Here is a 17,122-nt window from a genome sequence, read left to right on the forward strand (position 1 = left end):
CAGTGCCGCCCCTTGAGGGGGAGGCGGCGCAGAGCGCCGCCACGGGGGGAGCCTAGCTTTGGCAGTCAGCGGGTGTGCGCGCCGTCAGCTTTTTCTCGGTGGCGTACTTGGCGGCGGTGGACTTGACCAGGGGCTTGATCACCTGCTCATCAGCCTGCAGCCAGTCGGAGGTAAATTTCCATTCCTTTCCGTCCCAGGTATGGATGCGCGCCCATGCCGAACCCATGTGGTCGGTGCACGAGGTGCTGATAGGCCGCATCACGCCGGCAAAGCCCAGCGCATCCAGCTTGGCCTGCGTCAGGTTCAGGTTTTCCAGGCCCCAGCGCACTTGCTCGCCGGTCATGATTTTTCCCTTGCCGAAACGGTCTTGCGCGGCGCGCAAACCTTCCACGCCCAGCATCGCGCTCATGGCGCCACGCATGTAAAGCACCTGGCCGACTTCTTCCTTGGGGCCTGTGCCCTGGCCTTTGCCGTGCACCAGGGTCAGCATGTCTTTGGCCAGCTTGGAATTCGGCTCGGCGCCGTGCTGCATGGTCACGGCGTTGTAGCCCTTGGCGCCTTCAGCCACGTCTTTCACGTCAGGCTCTGCGCCGGCCCACCACACGCCGTACATCTTCTCGCGTGGGTAGCCGGTGGCTTGCGCTTCCTTGATGGCGGTGGTGTTCATGATGCCCCAGCCCCACAGTGCAACGTAGTCTGGGCGCGACTGGCGAACCTGCAGCCAGGTGGCTTTTTGCTCGACACCGGGCGCGGTGACGGGCAGCAGCTGCAGCGTGAAGCCGTGCATGGCGGCGCGTTCCTGCATCAGCGGAATGGGTTCTTTGCCGAACGGCGAGTCGTGATAGACCAGCGCAATGCGTTTGCCCTTGAGCTTGTCGAAGCCGCCTTCCTTCTTGGCGATGGCCTGGAGGATGGCGTCGGCGGCGACCCAGTAGGTGCCGGCAATCGGGAAGTTCCATTTGAAGATGGAGCCGTCTGCGCTCTCGCTGCGGCCATAGCCCACGGTCACCACCGGAATTTTGTCGACGGGGGCTTTTTCTGTGATGGCAAACGTCGCACCGGTAGACAGCGGTTGCACCAGCGTGGCGCCGCCGTTCTTGCCTTTCAGGCGTTCGTAGCATTCGACACTGCGCGCGGTGTCGTAGCCGGTTTCGCACTCTTCAAACGAGATCTTCACGCCATTGATGCCGCCGCGGGCATTGACCAGCTTGAGGTAGTCCACATAGCCGTTGGCCCAGGGCACGCCGTTGGGCGCGTAAGGCCCGGTGCGGTAAGACAGCACCGGAAAGAATTGCTCTTTGGCCTGTGCGAATGCGCTGGTCGCCACGAGGGACGAAGCGCCGGTGGCGAGGATTGCCACCGCCAACATCACGTTACGAATCTTCATTGTTGTCTCCTGGAAAATTTATAAACACCGCGAAAAAAACTGACACCTCAGTAAACGACCTAACAATCCATTGCGCATTGGTGATTTCGAGTAATTCTTAACCCTAGGCCTGGCGTATCGGAGCGCTCAGTGGGGGAATGGCCATAGCCGTAATTTCTGCTTTCCAACGGCCCACAGCTTGGCCAGCCCATGCGGCTCGACAATCAAAAACCACACGATCAACCCACCAAAAATCATCAGTTCCGCGTGCGAGATGCCCGCCGTGGAGATCGATATACCCAGCCAGCCGGCAAGCACCGGCAGCAGCTGGCTCAGCACAATCGGCAGCACCACGATGAAGGCCGCGCCGAAGAAGCTGCCCATGATGGCGCCCATGCCGCCGATGATCACCATGAACAGCAGGCGGAAGGAGTAGTCCACTGAAAAGGCGGCAGGCTCCCAGGCGCCCAGGTAAATAAAGGCCCACAGGCCGCCAGCGATGCCGATGATGAAAGAGCTGACTGCAAAGGCGCTGAGCTTGGCGTACATCGGGCGAATGCCGATCACGGCGGCTGCCACGTCCATGTCGCGAATGGCCATCCACTCGCGGCCGATCGCGCTGCGCACCAGGTTTTTGGCCAGCAGGGTGATCACCACCACGATGGCCAGGCAAAACAGGTATTTGCTCAGCGCGCTTTCGATGGGCAGTCCAAACACCTGCAGGTTGGAGACCGACACCGAACCCGAAGGCGTGTCCATCGTGAACCACTTGATGCGCAAAAACATCCAGTCGCTGAAGAACTGCGCGGCCAGCGTGGTCACCGCCAGGTACAGGCCTTTCACGCGCAGGCTGGGCAGCCCGAACAGGATGCCGAACAGCATGGCACACAAGCCGCCCAGGATCAGTGCTGGAATCAGCGGCATGCCGGGAATACGCACAAAGAAATTGTAGGCGCCATAGGCCCCCACCGCCATAAAGGCACCCGAGCCCAGCGAGATCTGTCCGCAATAGCCGACCAGGATGTTCACCCCAACGGCTGCCAGCGAAAAGATCAGGAAGGGAATCAGGATGGCGCGGAACAGGTAGTCGCTGGCCAACAATGGCACGACAACGAAGGCGAACGCCAACAGCAAGCCGATGGCGATCCGGTCCTGCAGGATTGGGAAGATCTGCTGGTCAGCCCGGTAGTTGGTTTTGAACTGGCCGTTTTCTCTGTAAAACATAAAGGTGAGCCGCCGTTAGATCGCAATAAAAGAAGTTGTGCGCTGGGCTTTGCCGCGCCGTAGGCGCATCGGCCCCAATTCACATGTAAGGGGCAGCGCGCCGAAGGCTCGAAGTGACAAGCGTGGGGGCTTCATGTCTATACGCGATCGATGATTTTTTCGCCGAACAAGCCCTGAGGCCGGACCAGCAAGACACACAGCGCAAGTACATACGCAAACCAGATCTCGATACCACCGCCGACGTAAGGGCCGAGAAAGACTTCGGCCAGTTTCTCGCCAACGCCCAGAATCAGCCCACCCACAATCGCGCCAGGCACCGAAGTCAGGCCACCCAAAATCACCAGCGGCAGCGCCTTGAGCGCCAGCACCGACAGCGAAAACTGCACGCCCAGCTTGCTGCCCCAGATGACGCCGGACACCAGGGCCACGAAGCCCGCCACGCTCCAGACGATGACCCAGATGCGGTTGAGCGGAATGCCGATGGATTGCGCGGCCTGGTGGTCGTCGGCTACGGCGCGCAAGGCCCGGCCTGTACTCGTGTACTGGAAGAAGGCGGCCAGTGCCGCCACCAGGGCGGTGGCGATCAGCGCGGCGACCAGGTCTTCCTGGTTCACCAGCAGGCCACCCTGGAAGACACCTTCCAGCAGGAACATCGGATCCTTGGGCATGCCCACGTCAATCTTGTAAATGCTGGAGCCAAAGATGGTCTGGCCGAAGCCGTCCAGGAAATACGAAATGCCCAACGTCGCCATCAGCAGCGCGACGCCTTCCTGGTTCACGAGTTTGCTGAGCACCAGCTTTTCAATCAACCAGGCCACCACGACCATGATGGCCAGCGCGACTGCAAAGGCCAATGCATTGTTGATGAACTTGCTGTCCAGTCCCGTCCACTGCGGAATCCACTCGGAAAAACGCGCCATGGCCAGCGCCGCGAACAGCACCATCGCGCCCTGGGCGAAATTGAAGACACCCGAGGCTTTGTAGATCAGCACAAAGCCCAATGCGACCAGCGAATACAGCATGCCCGACATCAGGCCGCCAATAATCGTCTCTAAAAATGAACCCATCACTGGCTCCCTTCGCTGGATGGGGACATCGTGGGTTGCGGGGAACGCTGTGGTTTCATCTTGGTGTTCTCGTCCATGTCAGTGGCTGGTGCCGAGGTAGGCCCGGATCACGTCTTCGTTGTTGCGTACTTCGTCGGGAGTGCCATCGCCGATTTTTTTGCCGTAGTCGAGCACCACGACGCGGTCGGAGATGTCCATCACCACGCCCATGTCGTGCTCGATCAGCACGACGGTGGTGCCGAACTCGTCGTTCACGTCGAGCACAAAGCGGCACATGTCCTGCTTTTCTTCCACGTTCATGCCGGCCATGGGTTCGTCGAGCAGCAGGACTTGCGGCTCCATCGCCAGCGCACGGCCTAGGTCAACGCGTTTTTGCAGGCCGTAGGGCAGTTGCCCGACGGGCGTCTTGCGGTAGGCCTGGATTTCCAGGAAGTCGATGATTTTTTCCACTGCCTCGCGGTGCATGATTTCTTCTTTTTCGGCGGGGCCTATGCGCAGCGCCTGCAGCAGCAGGTTGCTTTTGATCTTGAGGTTGCGGCCCGACATGATGTTGTCGAGCACGCTCATGCCCTTGAAGAGCGCCAGATTCTGGAAAGTGCGCGCCACGCCCATGACGGCCACCTGGTGGCTGTTCATATGCTTGAAGGTCTGGCCGCGAAAGGTGATGGAGCCCTGCTGCGGCGCATAAACGCCGTTGATGCAGTTGAGCATGGAGCTTTTGCCGGCGCCGTTGGGTCCGATGATGGCGCGGATTTCATGCTCTTTCACATTGAAGGAAATATCCGAGAGGGCCTTGACCCCGCCAAAACTCAGGCTGATGTTGTTGACGTCAAGGATGACGTCACCGATCTTTTTAGTCATGCTGCTGCCTTCACGGGTGCAAACTTTGCCCCCACGCTTGTCACTGCGTGTACTACGCTGCCCCCCGAGGGGGCCGCCCGCCTGCGGCCCGGCAAAGCCGGTTCCGCGGCTCGAGCTGGTATCTGGGGGACTTGCTGTTGCTTGTTGTTCATGCTGCCGCCTTTATTGGCGCAAAAGTCTGTGTGTCGCTGATCTTCAGCGTCGCACTGACGCTGCCTGATCGGCCGTCTTCAAACTTCACGACGGTTTCAATGAACTGTTCGGTCTTGCCGCCATAAAGCGCATCGATCAGCGGCTGGTACTTCTCGGCAATGAAGCCGCGCCGCACCTTGTTCGTCCGTGTGAGTTCGCCGTCGTCGGCGTCCAGCTCCTTGTGCAGCACCAGGAAGCGGCTGACCTGTGAGCCGGCCAGCAGGGCGTCCACGCTGAGGTCGGCGTTGACTTTTTCGACGCACTCCTTGATGAGCTGGTAAACCTCGGGCTTTTGCGCCAGGTCGGTGTAGCCGGCGTAAGGCAGATTGCGGCGTTCGGCCCAGTTGCCCACGGCGTCGAAGTCGATGTTGATCATCACGCAGACTTTTTCGCGGCCGTCGCCGTAGGCCACGACTTCCTTGATGTGCGGGAAGAATTTGAGCTTGTTTTCCACGTACTTGGGCGCGAACATGGCACCGTCGTTGGTGCCACCCTTGATGCGGCCCACGTCTTTCACGCGGTCGATGATCTTGAGGTGGCCGGCGGCATCGATAAAGCCCGCGTCGCTGGTGTGATACCAGCCGTCGGCGCTCAGCACCTCGGCCGTCGCCGTGGGATTTTTGTAATATTCCTTGAGCAGGCCGGCGGACTTCACCAGGATTTCCCCGTTGTCGGCCACCTTGATCTGCACGCCGCTGATCGGCACCCCTACCGTATCGGCGCGTGCTTCGTTGTCCGGCTGCAGGCACACAAACACGGCGGTCTCGGTCGAGCCATACAGCTGTTTCAGGTTGATGCCGATGGAGCGGTAGAAGGTAAAGAGGTCCGGTCCAATCGCTTCACCCGCGGTGTAGGCCACGCGAACGCGCGAAAAACCCAGCGTATTGCGCAGCGGGCCATAGACCATCACGCTGCCCAGTGCATATAGCAGGCGGTCAAGCCCGCCCACCGGCTTCCCGTCCATCAATGCGGGGCCGGCGCGTTTGGCCACGCCCATGAAATAGTTGAACATGCCGCGTTTGATGCGGCCCGCGTCTTCCATGCGGATCATCACGGTGGTCAGCAGGCTTTCGAAAATCCGCGGTGGCGCAAAGTAGTAGGTCGGGCCGACTTCTTTCAGGTCGATCATCACGGTGCTCGCGCTCTCGGGGCAATTCACCACATAGCCGCAGGCCAGCCACTGCGCATAGCTGAAGATGTTCTGGCCGACCCACGCGGGTGGCAAGTACGCCAGCACTTCCTCGCCGGAGGTGAGTTTGTCGAAGTCGGCGCCGGCCTTGGCGCGGTCCAGCAGGGTGTTGTGGGTATGGACCACGCCCTTGGGATTGCCCGTGGTGCCCGAGGTGAAAAACATCGCGGCCACATCATCCGGCCGGGATTTTTCGACTTCGCTCTTGAAGAAGCCGGGTTGTTTCGCGGCAAAGGCTTCGCCCTTTTCCAGCAAGGCGTCCAGCGATTGCAGGCCAGCCTCGGCATAGTTGCGCAGGCCGCGCGGGTCGTCATAAATGATCTGGTCCAGTTGCGGGCACTGGCTGCGTATCTCCAGCAGCTTGTCCACCTGCTCCTGGTCTTCCACCAGCGCAAAACGTACGTCGGCATTGTTGATGGGAAAGACACACTCGGCGCCCACGGCGTCCTGGTAAAGCGGAATGGGTATGGCGCCCAGCGACTGCGCGGCCAGCATGGTGGCGTACAGGCGCGGCCGGTTGGCGCCGATGATGACCATGTGCTCGCCACGCTGCAGCCCGGCTTCATGCAGGCCGCAGGCGATGCGCTCCACCAGCTGCGCCATGCCGGCCCAGCTGTGCGCCTGCCAGATGCCGTACTCTTTTTCGCGCATGGCGGCGGCGCCGGGGCGTTCGGCCGCATGTTTGAGCAGCAATCGTGGGAACGTGGTCTGCATTCGCTTTCTTGTCTCCGTTCTTGTGCGGCTTCTCGTTGAAAGCCGCTGGTATGCAATGAATAGTAGGACCGGCTTTGACGTTACGGTGTCATTGCGACGACAATTTCCGGGTAAGTCCTACTGGGGTGTGCCCGGGGTCGGCGCGGTTTATCGGATAAAGCGCCCGTCGCGCGAAACCATGGTGAGTTCCACAAAGCGTGAGGCATTGCGGGCCGAGTCGCTGAAGCTCACTTCAAAGCCGCCCAGGTCATAGCGCTTCAAATTCCAGGTGCCGTCGATGAAGCCGGCGCGCGTGGGGTTTTTGCCTGCACGCCGCAGCGCCTCGGCAAACACGCGGGCATTGATGTAACCCTCCAGCGCCAGGTGTGAAGGCTCCAGCGTCACGCCCGCGGCTTTCCAGGCCTGCTGGAATTCGCGCACCATAGGCACCACGGTATTGCCCGGCAAGGGCACGACTTGAGACACGGCAATGCCGGTGGCGTCGTCACCCATAGCCTTGAGTGTGGCGGCTGCGCCCATGATGGACAGCGCATAAAGCGGCAGTCCCTTGCGCTGCACGCGTATCGCTTTCACGAAGTCGATGGTCGGCTTGCCGGCCAGGCCCACCAGCACGGCTTCCGGGTTGGAGCCCGCAATTTTTACCGCTGCCGGGCCGGTATCCGAAGAGTTGTTTTCCACCGTGACAATCGCGGTCGCTTCCAGCTTGTGTTTGGCCATGGAGCGCTGGGTGGCGTCGAAGACTTCTTTCCCAAAGGAGTTGTTCTGGTAGACGATCGCGATGCGCCGGATCCCGATGGTTGCCAGGTGCTGCACCAGCTGCTCGGCTTCGTCGGCGTAACTCGCGCGGATGTTGAACACATTGCGCGCATTGGCCGGCCGTGCCGACAGCGCACCGGAAAACGGTGCGAAGAAAGGCATGCCCGACTCCATCACCTGAGGCAGCATGGCTTCGATCATGGGTGTCCCCATGCAATTGAAGAGCGCGAAATTGCTTTTGTCGTCGATGAAGCCTTTCACATTGGTCAGCGCGCGTTTGACGTCGTAGCCGTCGTCGGCCACGGTGAGTTCGATCAGCCGGCCGTTCACGCCGCCCTTGGCGTTGATGCTGGCAAAGCAGGCTTTTGCACCCTGGTGCATGGCTTGGCCCAGCTCGCCCAGCGGCCCGCTCAGCGCGATGGATTGCGCGATGTGCACCGGGCCGGTGTCCTGAGCGCGCGCCGGCCCGTAAAGTGCGGCGGGCACGGCGGCGAGTGCGCCCAGCATGCGGCGGCGTGTCAGGCGGGTGCGCTGCGGGTCGATGCCTGCAGGAAATGAATCGGTCGGCGAAGGTGTGCGGTTTTCGGTCATGGCGGGTCTCCTGGCTTTCGTTGTTGGTTTGCTGTCTCAGCGGGGCCGATGCTATGCTTTGGATTGGCAATGAAATGTCTATCCGACGACAATCCAAGGGTTGCGCCCGCCCCGGACTTTCCCTGACCTTTCACTGACTTTCACCCGAATGCTGTGAGCCATGTCCACTGAACCGCCTCTTCACCAGCGCCGCAGGAACCCCACGCCCGACGAGCTGCGCGGCATTCCCTGGCTGCCCTTGCTGCAGCCTGAAGAAAGGGCACGTGCGCTGGCGGGGCTGCAGGTAGGCGACGCCGCGCCGGGCGACTATGTGTGCCGTGTGGGCAAGCCGGTGACCTACTGGTTTGGCGTGGTCGAAGGCCTGCTCAAGATGAGCAGCGACAACGAGCAGGGCATGACCATGACGTTCACCGGCGTGCCGCCCGGCGGCTGGTTCGGTGAAGGCACGGCGCTCAAGCGCGAGCCCTACCGCTACAACATCCAGGCGCTGCGCAAAAGCGTGGTGGCGGGCCTGCCCGTTGAAACCTTCCACTGGCTGCTGGACCACTCCATCGGCTTTAACCGCTTTGTGATGAACCAGCTCAATGAGCGGCTCGGTCAGTTCATCGCCGCGCGCGAGATCGACCGCATGAACAACCCCGACATCCGTGTGGCGCGCAGCCTGGCCTCGCTGTTCAACCCGGTGCTGTATCCGGGTGTGGGCGAAATCCTGCGCATCACGCAGCAGGAACTGGCTTACCTGGTGGGTTTGTCACGCCAGCGCGTGAACGAGGCGCTCAATGCCTTGCAGGCCCAGGGCCTCATCCGCATCGAATACGGCGGCCTGCGCGTGCTGGACCTGGGCGCCCTGCGGTCCAGTGTTTTTTCAAGCAAATAATGGCTGCAGGCCAATGGGGGAAAGCGCAAGCAGCTATTGAATTAATAGCAATTTGTAGAGAGAAAACTATCCTGGGAAGCCATCTTTGGCACTTGGCGTGTGGTGCCCGACATTTTTTTGATGTCAAAAGTGCCTTCGGACCAATCAGGATATGCGCTGGCAGCTATGAAATTGATAGCGTTATGGTGCGACAGGTGGGGGCACCGTCCCTCAGGAAAGAAACGAAATAAAGATGGAAACCGCGGCGACCACCCAATTGGCGCGGTTTGCAGCCTGGGCGTTTTCCTTGAGGATCGGCCAAAGCGCTTCGCGCTGCCATGCCCACAGGTTGTAGGCCGCTGCCAGCAGTCCACCCGACAACCCGGCCAGCCATGAGCTGGTCAAAAAACCGGCAAGGACGGCAAGCATCAACAGGACGGATGTCAGGATAAATGTGCCGCCGGCGGCGCTGGCCAGAACATGCGAGAGCCCTCCGCACACGGTGCAGGTGGCGGGGTTGCCGCGGCTGGAGAAACGTTTTTCCCAGATCTTGATTCCAGCCTGACGGCAGTGGGGGCAGATGTTCATCGTGCTGAAGGGCTGGTTGCCGATGTCGCGCCGGCAATCGCCTTGCGCAGGTTCTCGCGCGCACGCGCTTCCAGTGTTTCGTGGAAATGCGCCGTGCTGTAGATCACAGGCCGGTCCAGGAAACCCTGCAGGATTTCGCCCCGCTTTTGCCGGAACACGGCCGCGGGTACAAAAGCGTATTCGTCCCGGATCTGCTGCTCGTATTCGGCAAACCTGGCTGGGCCGGCGCCCAGGATGGACAGGTCGATATCGACCAGCAGCTGTTCGTCGGGCGAGTCCGGCAGCGCCGTATGGCGGGTGGCCATGACCAGGTCATGAACGCGCTGCGCGGCGGCTTCGGCGGTGCCGTGCGCCAGCAGCACCTCGCGAGCCCAGTCGGCACTTTTTTCCTCGTTGTCGTGGCGCTGCGTGTCGTAAATCGCATCATGGAACCACAGTGCCATCTCGACTTCTGCGGGCTGTTCAGCCAGGTCGCGGACGCCTTCGAAATGCGAGAGGCATTCGCCCAGGTGCTGCACGGTGTGGTACTTGCGGTGCGGCTCTGAGTAGCGCGCCACCAGTCCGTCGAACACCGCCCGCCCGATTGGCCGGACGGCAAGGGCATCAGCGCAAAGCCGCCAGGATCTGGCCAGCAGGTCTGTGGGTTCAGGGGTTTGCATGGGCATGACTTTATCGCTTGGGTGTTGTGTGCGCGTGTGAGCGCTCCGGCGGCGCGGCAGGCGCGCACAGCGACTCGACCAGTCTTAGCGCCGGCAGCGACAGCTGGTCAAAGCGGCGCGCGCAGATCAGCAACTGCCGGTCGGCCCAGGTGTCGGTCAGCTTGAGGATGCGCAGCTTGCCTGCCTCCGCATGGCGTTCGGCCGCGATGGCCGGCACCACGGCCACACCGACCCCGGCCTCCACCATGCGGCAGACCGCCTCAAAGCTGCGAAGCCGTATGCGGGTGCGCATGCGCAGCCCCAGGCGCTCGGCCTGCAGGTTCAGGTGCTGTTGCAGGGCGCTGTCTTCCTCCAGGCCGACGAAGTCATGGCTCAATGTTTGCCCGAACGGTATCTGGCGCTGGCGGCCGAAGCCGCTGCCGGCTGGAACCACCAGCACCAGCCGGTCGCGCCGGAAAGGTTTTGATTCAAGGCTGGAGATGTCGGCGGAGTCTGCCACGATGCCGAGGTCGGCCGCCTGGCCCAGCAGCTGCGACACGATCAGGTGGCTGGGGCGCTCCTCCAGGTCGACGTCGATGGCCGGATGCGTGTTGAGGAAATCCGCGAGTGCTTGCGGCAGGTAGTCGGTGATGGCGGCGGTGTTCGACAGCAAACGCACCTTGCCGGCCAGCCCGCCGGCATAGTCGCCGATCTCGCCGTGCATGCGCTCGATTTGCTGCAACACCAGCCGCGCATGGTGGGCCACGGCCAGGCCGGCCTTGGTCGGCTTCACGCCGGCGCGCAGGCGTTCCAGCAGCGGCACACCCAGGGCGTCTTCCATGCCGCGTATGCGTGCGCTGGCCGAGGCGAGCGCCAGGTGTGAAAGCTTGCTGCCCGCCGTGATGCTGCCGGTATCGACGGTGTGCAGAAACAGCCGAAGGTCGATGAGGTCAAAGCGAAGGGTGGCGGGCATGGGCTGCAGGCGTTTTAGCCTTCGGCAACGGCGAAGGCTGTGAACGGATATTACCGCTTGAGCGCCAGCGCGCCGCTGCGCAGAATCGGTGCATGAACTCGATGAACAACTTCGTGAGCGCAGGGAACGACACCCTCTTGATGGCCGCCGTCGCCGGCGTATTCCTGCTGGCCGGCCTCGTCAAGGGCGTGGTGGGCCTGGGGTTGCCGACGCTCTCCATGGGCTTGCTGGCCAGCGTGATGCCGCCTGCGCAGGCAGCCGTCATCCTGATCCTGCCTTCGTTGCTGACGAATGCCTGGCAGATGTGGGACGGCGCCGCGCTGGCAAGCCTGTTGCGGCGCCTGTGGCCGCTGCAGGCTGGCGTGATCGCCGGAACGTTGTGGGCACCGGTCAGCCTGGTCACCCTTGATGCGGACCTCGCCTCGGCAGGTCTGGGCGCCGCGCTGATCATTTATGCGCTGCTGGGGCTGTGCGCGCTGCCGCTGGTGGTCACGCCGCGCGGCGAGCGGGTTTCTTCCTTCGCTGCCGGCCTGGCGACCGGCGCCATCACCTCGGCCACCGGCGTGTTTGTCTTTCCGGCTGTGCCTTACCTGCAGGCCTTATCGCTCAAGAAAGACGAGCTGGTGCAGGCGCTGGGCCTGTCTTTCACCGTTTCTACTGTCGCACTTTTTCTGCGCCTGGTGATGGAAGGCTCTTTTGCCATGGGCAGCATGCCGGGTGGCTGGAGTTTGCTGCTGCCATTGCCCGCTGCCTTGTTGGGCATGGTCGTCGGCCAGAAGCTGCGCGGGCGAGTGGGCGAGAAGGGTTTCAGGCGCCTGTTTTTCACCGGTCTGCTGCTGATAGGCGTTTACATGGTCACCCGCAGCGCGATGCGATAGCCACGCCGGTGCGATGGAAAACCACAGCGAGGTTTCGCAGGCTATGGAGGCGCTCCATGCCAAAGCCGCGCGTCTGGTCTTGCTGTTGGAGGAAGCGGGCGATCAGGGTGATCCCTTGCTGCCTTTGGCCTCGTCCCTGCTGGACGACATTGACGCCCTGCGCGCGCTGCACCTGCGCGTGGTGATGCGGTCTCACGCCTCGGCTTGAACAGGGTTTAAACCCCTGATTTTTACGCTTTCTTTATACCGGCCCACGGTCTTTCATCCCCGTTTTTACACGTCGGATCCGAAACTTCTTCCATCGTTTGTTGTTGGAGAAAGTCATGGATCTCGCGTTTATTCTTGGCGCCGCCGCCCTCTGGGGTGTGATGGTCTTGCTGGTCTGGGGCTTCCAGAAGCTTGAAAAATCCGAAGGAGGCCGTTCATGATCAGCCTCGACGTTTTGTACGGCTTCGGCGGCGTCTGTGCTGTCCTGCTGCTCACTTACCTCGTCTATGCGCTGATCTGCGCCGAGGAGTTTTGATGAGCAACGTGTCATGGGGGCTCCTCGCCCTCTTCCTCGGTGCGCTGCTGGTCACGGCCTGGCCGCTGGGTATCTGGCTGGCCCGCCTGTATTCCGGTAGCCTCCCCAACTGGATGCATAAGGCGGAAGCGCCGCTGTATCGCCTCGCCGGTACATCGGCCGATACCAACATGAAATGGTCGCAGTACGCGTTGGCCTTGCTGGCCTTCAACGCGCTCGGCGTGCTGGCTGTCTATGCCCTGCAGCGCTTGCAGGTCTGGCTGCCGCTCAACCCGGCCGGCATGGCCGCGGTAACGCCCGACTCGGCCTTCAACACCGCCGTCAGCTTTGTCTCCAACACCAACTGGCAGGGCTATGGCGGCGAATCCACCATGAGCTACCTCACGCAGATGCTGGCGCTGGCGGTGCAGAACTTTTTCTCTGCTGCCACCGGCATCGCCGTGGTGTTTGCGTTGTTCCGCGGCTTTGCCGCGCGGGCGACCGGCGCCATCGGCAACTTCTGGGTGGACATCACGCGCATCACGGCCTGGCTGCTGCTGCCGTTGTCGCTGGTGTTTGCCGTCTTTCTTGTGGGGCAGGGCGTCATCCAGAACTTTGATGCCTACAAAGACGTGAGCACACTGGAAGTGACCAGCTATCAGCAGCCGAAAAACGGCCCTGATGGCCAGGCGCTGAAAGACGACAAGGGCAATCCCGTGATGGAGGATGCCAAATCCGACAAGCAGACCCTGGCCATGGGCCCGGTCGCGTCTCAGGAAGCCATCAAGATGCTGGGCACCAACGGCGGCGGTTTCTTCAACGCCAACTCGGCCCACCCTTACGAAAACCCGACGGCGCTGAGTAATTTCTTTCAGATGCTGTCCATCTTCCTGATTCCGGCGGCGCTGTGCTTCGCTTTCGGCCGCGTGGTGGGCGACCAGCGCCAGGGCTGGGCCGTGCTGGCCGCCATGACGGTGATATTTGTCGTCGCCGTCGTGGCCATCACCCCGGCCGAGCAGGCCGGCAACCCGTTGCTGCCGCCTTTGGGCGTGGACCAGACGGCCAGCGCGCTACAGGCCGGCGGCAACATGGAAGGCAAGGAAACCCGCTTCGGCATCAATGCCTCCAGCCTGTTCGCGGTCATCACGACGGCGGCGTCCTGCGGCGCGGTCAATGCCATGCACGACTCCTTCACGCCGCTGGGCGGCATGGTGCCCATGGTGATGATGCAGCTGGGCGAAGTGGTGTTTGGCGGCGTTGGCACGGGGCTTTATGGCATGCTGATCTTCGCCATCCTGGCGGTGTTCATCGCCGGCCTCATGATTGGCCGCACGCCGGAATACCTGGGCAAGAAGATCGAGGCGCATGAGATGAAGCTGACCTCAATCGCCATCCTGGTCACGCCTGTCCTGGTTCTGGCCGGCACCGCCATCGCCGTATTGGCCGGCGCAGGCAAGGCGGGCATTGCCAACCCCGGTGCGCACGGCTTTTCTGAAATCCTTTACGCGCTGAGCTCGGCCGGCAACAACAATGGCAGCGCCTTCGCGGGGCTGTCGGCCAACACGCCGTTCTACAACACGCTGCTGGGCATCGTGATGTGGCTGGGGCGCTTCGGCTTCATCGTTCCGGTGCTCGCCATTGCCGGTGCGCTGGCCACCAAGAAACGCCTGCCGGTTACGGCCGGCACCATGCCCACGCACGGCCCGCTGTTCGTGATGCTGTTGATAGGCACTGTGCTGCTGGTGGGCCTGCTCAATTACGTGCCCGCCCTGGCGCTGGGCCCGGTGGTCGAGCACCTGATGCTGTGGCCAGGCCAATAACCGCGAGGCTCAAAGAGAAACCCATATGAGTACCCAAAAAACTTTAATGCTGCTGGATCCCGCGCTGCTCAAGCCGGCCATCGTGGCTTCGTTCACCAAGCTGAGCCCGCGCGTGCAGTGGCGCAACCCCGTGATGTTTGTCGTCTACATCGGCAGCATTCTCACAACCTTGCTGGGCCTGCAAGCCCTGCAGGGCCAGGGCGAAGCGTCTGCCGGATTCATCTTTGCCGTGGCCGTCTGGCTGTGGTTCACCGTGCTGTTCGCCAACTTTGCCGAAGCGCTGGCCGAGGGCCGTAGCAAGGCACAAGCGGCGTCGCTGCGGAGCCTGAAAAAAAGCACCTGGGCCAAGAAGCTCAAGGAACCCCGGCATGGCGCCACGTTCCTGCCGCAAGAAGCTGAAAATCTCCGGAAAGGGGACGTGGTGCTGGTCGATGCCGGCGACATGATTCCGCTGGACGGAGAAGTGATTGAAGGCGTGGCCTCGGTCGACGAAAGCGCCATCACCGGCGAATCGGCCCCGGTGGTGCGCGAGTCGGGCGGCGACTTCTCCGCCGTGACCGGCGGCACGCGCGTGCTGTCAGACTGGCTGGTGGTGCGCATCACCGTCAACCCCGGCGAATCCTTCCTGGACCGCATGATCAGCATGGTCGAAGGTGCCAAACGCCAGAAGACGCCCAATGAAATCGCCTTGACGATTTTGCTGGTGGCGCTGACCATTGTTTTCCTGGTGGTTACTGTCACGTTGCTGCCGTTCTCCGTCTTCAGCGTGGGTGCGGTGGGGGCGGGCACGGTGGTGAGCATCACCGCACTGGTAGCGCTGCTGGTCTGCCTGATCCCGACCACGATTGGCGGCCTGCTGTCGGCTGTGGGTGTGGCCGGCATGAGCCGCATGATGCAGGCCAATGTCATCGCCACTTCGGGCCGCGCGGTTGAGGCTGCCGGCGACGTGGATGTGCTGCTGCTCGACAAGACCGGCACCATCACCCACGGCAACCGCCAGGCTTCGAGCTTTTTGCCCGCGCCCGGCGTGTCTGAAAAAGCGCTCGCCACCTGCGCCATGCAGGCCTCCTATGCCGACGAAACGCCGGAAGGCCGCAGCATCGTGGCGCTGGCCCTGAAGCTGGCCGTCAGCCAGTCGCCCATGCAGGCTGTGATTGAGGTGCCCTTTACTGCGCAAACCCGCATGAGCGGAATGGACGCCTTGAATCCCGATGGAAGCAAGCGGCAACTGCGCAAGGGCGCGGTCGATGCGATCCGCAAGCATGTGGAAGCACTGGGCGGAACCGTTCCGGCTGAAGTTCTGCGCGCTTCAGATGACGTGTCGCGCCGCGGCAGCACGCCGCTGGCCGTGGCCGACGGCAGCACGGTGCTGGGCATCGTGGAGCTGAAAGACATTGTCAAGGCCGGCATCAAGGAACGCTTCGGCGAACTGCGCCGCATGGGCATCAAGACGGTGATGATCACCGGCGACAACAAGCTCACGGCCGCTGCCATCGCTGCCGAGGCGGGTGTTGACGACTTCCTGGCCGAGGCCACGCCCGAAGACAAACTCAAACTGATACGCCAATACCAGGCCGAAGGCCGACTGGTGGCAATGACGGGCGACGGCACCAACGACGCGCCGGCCCTGGCCCAGGCCGACGTGGCGGTCGCCATGAACAGCGGCACCCAGGCCGCCAAGGAGGCCGGCAACATGGTGGACCTCGACTCCAACCCCACCAAGCTGCTGGAGATCGTGGAAACCGGCAAGGCCCTGCTGATGACGCGCGGCTCGCTCACCACGTTTTCAATCGCCAACGACGTGGCCAAGTACTTCGCCATCATCCCGGCGATCTTTGTGACCACCTACCCGCAGCTGGCCGCGCTCAATGTGATGCACCTGGGCAGTCCGTCGTCAGCGATTTTGTCGGCGGTGATTTTCAACGCCCTGATCATCATGTTCCTGATCCCGCTCGCGCTCAAAGGTGTGAAATACCGCGCTGTGGGCGCCGCCACGCTGCTGCGCCGCAACCTGCTTATTTACGGCCTGGGCGGTCTCATCGTGCCCTTTATCGGAATCAAGGCGATTGACTTGCTGCTGGTAGCAATGAACCTCGCCTGAACACCTGCATATCAAGGAATCCTCATGACAAATATTCTTCGCCCCGCAATTGTGATGTTCACCGTGCTGACCCTGGTCACCGGCGTGGCTTATCCCCTGGTGGTGACCGGCGCCGCGCAATCGTTGTTTCCGGCGCAGGCCGGCGGCAGCCTGATCCAGCGTGACGGCAAGGTTGTCGGCTCTTCGCTGATCGGGCAAAACTTCAGCGATCCCAAAAATTTCTGGGGCCGCCCATCGGCCACGGGGCCCATGCCTTACAACGCATCGGCTTCCAGCGGCTCCAACCAGGGCCCGCTGAATCCTGCGCTGGTCGACGCGGTCAAGGGCCGTGTCGAAGCGCTGAAAGCGGCCGATCCGGGCAACACGGCCCAGGTGCCGGTGGACCTGGTCACGGCGTCTGCCAGCGGGCTGGACCCGCACATCAGCCCGGCTGCGGCGCGCTACCAGGTGGCCCGTGTGGCCAAAGCGCGTGGCCTGGCGCTTGAGAAGGTTCAGGCCCTGGTCGGGCAGTACACCGAGCAGCCTTTGCTGAGCTTTCTGGGCGAGGCCCAGGTGAATGTGCTGCAACTCAACCTCGCGCTGGAAGCGCTTCGTTAAGAGAAATGTCCATGGACTCTGATCTTCTGCGGGTCTTGTGTGCGCTGGCCGCCTTTGGCGTGCCGCTGGCGGTGGCCTGGTGGATCGCGGGCCGCGGTGAAAGGCGGGAGTCCGGCATGCCAAAAGATGGCGAGTCAGGCGAACAGGAAAAACACACCCGGTGTTACCCTTTGCGAGGCGATCTTTGAAACTTTTGAATCACCCAGGAA

General features: G+C 62.2%; 17 protein-coding genes. 8 read left to right on the forward strand and 9 right to left on the reverse strand.

What is annotated here, in order from left to right; genetic code table 11:
- Nucleotides 1-52: 52 nt before the first annotated feature.
- The 6 genes from AC1D13_RS11320 to AC1D13_RS11345 all read right to left on the reverse strand — a co-directional run bounded on the left by AC1D13_RS11320 (nucleotide 53) and on the right by AC1D13_RS11345 (nucleotide 7,960).
- The gene (locus AC1D13_RS11320) at nucleotides 53-1,387 is read right to left on the reverse strand and encodes an ABC transporter substrate-binding protein (RefSeq protein WP_457281380.1); all 1,335 of its coding nucleotides are present in this window, start codon (nucleotides 1,385-1,387) and stop codon (nucleotides 53-55) included.
- Nucleotides 1,388-1,513: 126 nt separating this feature from the next.
- The gene (locus AC1D13_RS11325) at nucleotides 1,514-2,590 is read right to left on the reverse strand and encodes a branched-chain amino acid ABC transporter permease (protein ID WP_457281379.1); all 1,077 of its coding nucleotides are present in this window, start codon (nucleotides 2,588-2,590) and stop codon (nucleotides 1,514-1,516) included.
- Between the two features lie 137 nt (nucleotides 2,591-2,727).
- Entirely contained in the window at nucleotides 2,728-3,657 is a 930-nt protein-coding gene (locus AC1D13_RS11330) for a branched-chain amino acid ABC transporter permease (protein ID WP_457281378.1), read from the reverse strand.
- Nucleotides 3,658-3,735: 78 nt separating this feature from the next.
- Entirely contained in the window at nucleotides 3,736-4,518 is a 783-nt protein-coding gene (locus tag AC1D13_RS11335; RefSeq protein WP_457281377.1) for an ABC transporter ATP-binding protein, read from the reverse strand.
- 148 nt (nucleotides 4,519-4,666) lie between these two features.
- Complete coding sequence (locus AC1D13_RS11340; protein WP_477666481.1) at nucleotides 4,667-6,613, reverse strand: AMP-dependent synthetase/ligase; 1,947 nt, start codon at nucleotides 6,611-6,613, stop codon at nucleotides 4,667-4,669.
- Nucleotides 6,614-6,760: 147 nt separating this feature from the next.
- Nucleotides 6,761-7,960: an ABC transporter substrate-binding protein gene (locus AC1D13_RS11345; protein ID WP_457281375.1), complete on the reverse strand. Its 1,200-nt coding sequence runs from the start codon at nucleotides 7,958-7,960 to the stop codon at nucleotides 6,761-6,763.
- A gap of 160 nt (nucleotides 7,961-8,120) precedes the next feature.
- Here AC1D13_RS11345 and AC1D13_RS11350 point away from each other — a divergent pair, with 160 nt between their 5' ends.
- Entirely contained in the window at nucleotides 8,121-8,837 is a 717-nt protein-coding gene (locus AC1D13_RS11350) for a Crp/Fnr family transcriptional regulator (RefSeq protein WP_457281374.1), read from the forward strand.
- 210 nt (nucleotides 8,838-9,047) lie between these two features.
- On the opposite strand, the gene AC1D13_RS11355 is transcribed toward AC1D13_RS11350, so the two are convergent.
- Genes AC1D13_RS11355 through AC1D13_RS11365 form a run of 3 tightly spaced genes read right to left on the reverse strand, consistent with a single transcriptional unit; the run spans nucleotide 9,048 to nucleotide 11,015 of the window.
- A complete protein-coding gene (locus AC1D13_RS11355; RefSeq protein ID WP_477666482.1) occupies nucleotides 9,048-9,404 on the reverse strand; it encodes a hypothetical protein in 357 nt (118 codons plus the stop codon).
- A complete protein-coding gene (locus tag AC1D13_RS11360; protein ID WP_477666483.1) occupies nucleotides 9,401-10,069 on the reverse strand; it encodes an HD domain-containing protein in 669 nt (222 codons plus the stop codon). The genes AC1D13_RS11355 and AC1D13_RS11360 overlap by 4 nt, the downstream gene beginning before the upstream one ends.
- Before the next feature lie 4 nt (nucleotides 10,070-10,073).
- A complete protein-coding gene (locus AC1D13_RS11365; RefSeq protein WP_477666484.1) occupies nucleotides 10,074-11,015 on the reverse strand; it encodes a LysR substrate-binding domain-containing protein in 942 nt (313 codons plus the stop codon).
- A 92-nt stretch (nucleotides 11,016-11,107) separates the two neighbouring features.
- Between AC1D13_RS11365 and AC1D13_RS11370 the strand changes: the two genes are divergently transcribed.
- The 7 genes from AC1D13_RS11370 (at nucleotide 11,108) to AC1D13_RS11400 (ending at nucleotide 17,101) form a co-directional block, all read left to right on the forward strand.
- The gene (locus AC1D13_RS11370; RefSeq protein ID WP_477689543.1) at nucleotides 11,108-11,893 is read left to right on the forward strand and encodes a sulfite exporter TauE/SafE family protein; all 786 of its coding nucleotides are present in this window, start codon (nucleotides 11,108-11,110) and stop codon (nucleotides 11,891-11,893) included.
- A 13-nt stretch (nucleotides 11,894-11,906) separates the two neighbouring features.
- Nucleotides 11,907-12,101 carry a hypothetical protein gene (locus AC1D13_RS11375; protein WP_477649103.1) on the forward strand — a complete coding sequence of 65 codons (195 nt, stop codon included), beginning with the start codon at nucleotides 11,907-11,909 and terminating at the stop codon, nucleotides 12,099-12,101.
- Nucleotides 12,102-12,317: 216 nt separating this feature from the next.
- Nucleotides 12,318-12,416, forward strand: coding sequence for a potassium-transporting ATPase subunit F (locus tag AC1D13_RS11380; protein ID WP_457281368.1), 99 nt, complete (start codon nucleotides 12,318-12,320; stop codon nucleotides 12,414-12,416).
- The gene (gene kdpA, locus AC1D13_RS11385; RefSeq protein ID WP_477689544.1) at nucleotides 12,416-14,215 is read left to right on the forward strand and encodes a potassium-transporting ATPase subunit KdpA; all 1,800 of its coding nucleotides are present in this window, start codon (nucleotides 12,416-12,418) and stop codon (nucleotides 14,213-14,215) included. Before AC1D13_RS11380 ends, kdpA begins: the two co-directional genes overlap by 1 nt.
- Before the next feature lie 25 nt (nucleotides 14,216-14,240).
- Nucleotides 14,241-16,316 carry a potassium-transporting ATPase subunit KdpB gene (gene kdpB, locus AC1D13_RS11390; protein WP_477689545.1) on the forward strand — a complete coding sequence of 692 codons (2,076 nt, stop codon included), beginning with the start codon at nucleotides 14,241-14,243 and terminating at the stop codon, nucleotides 16,314-16,316.
- 24 nt (nucleotides 16,317-16,340) lie between these two features.
- Entirely contained in the window at nucleotides 16,341-16,913 is a 573-nt protein-coding gene (gene kdpC, locus AC1D13_RS11395; protein ID WP_457281365.1) for a potassium-transporting ATPase subunit KdpC, read from the forward strand.
- Between the two features lie 11 nt (nucleotides 16,914-16,924).
- Complete coding sequence (locus AC1D13_RS11400) at nucleotides 16,925-17,101, forward strand: hypothetical protein (protein WP_457281364.1); 177 nt, start codon at nucleotides 16,925-16,927, stop codon at nucleotides 17,099-17,101.
- Nucleotides 17,102-17,122 lie beyond the last annotated feature (21 nt).

The sequence above is a fragment of the Polaromonas sp. P1_E12 genome, assembly GCF_056405975.1.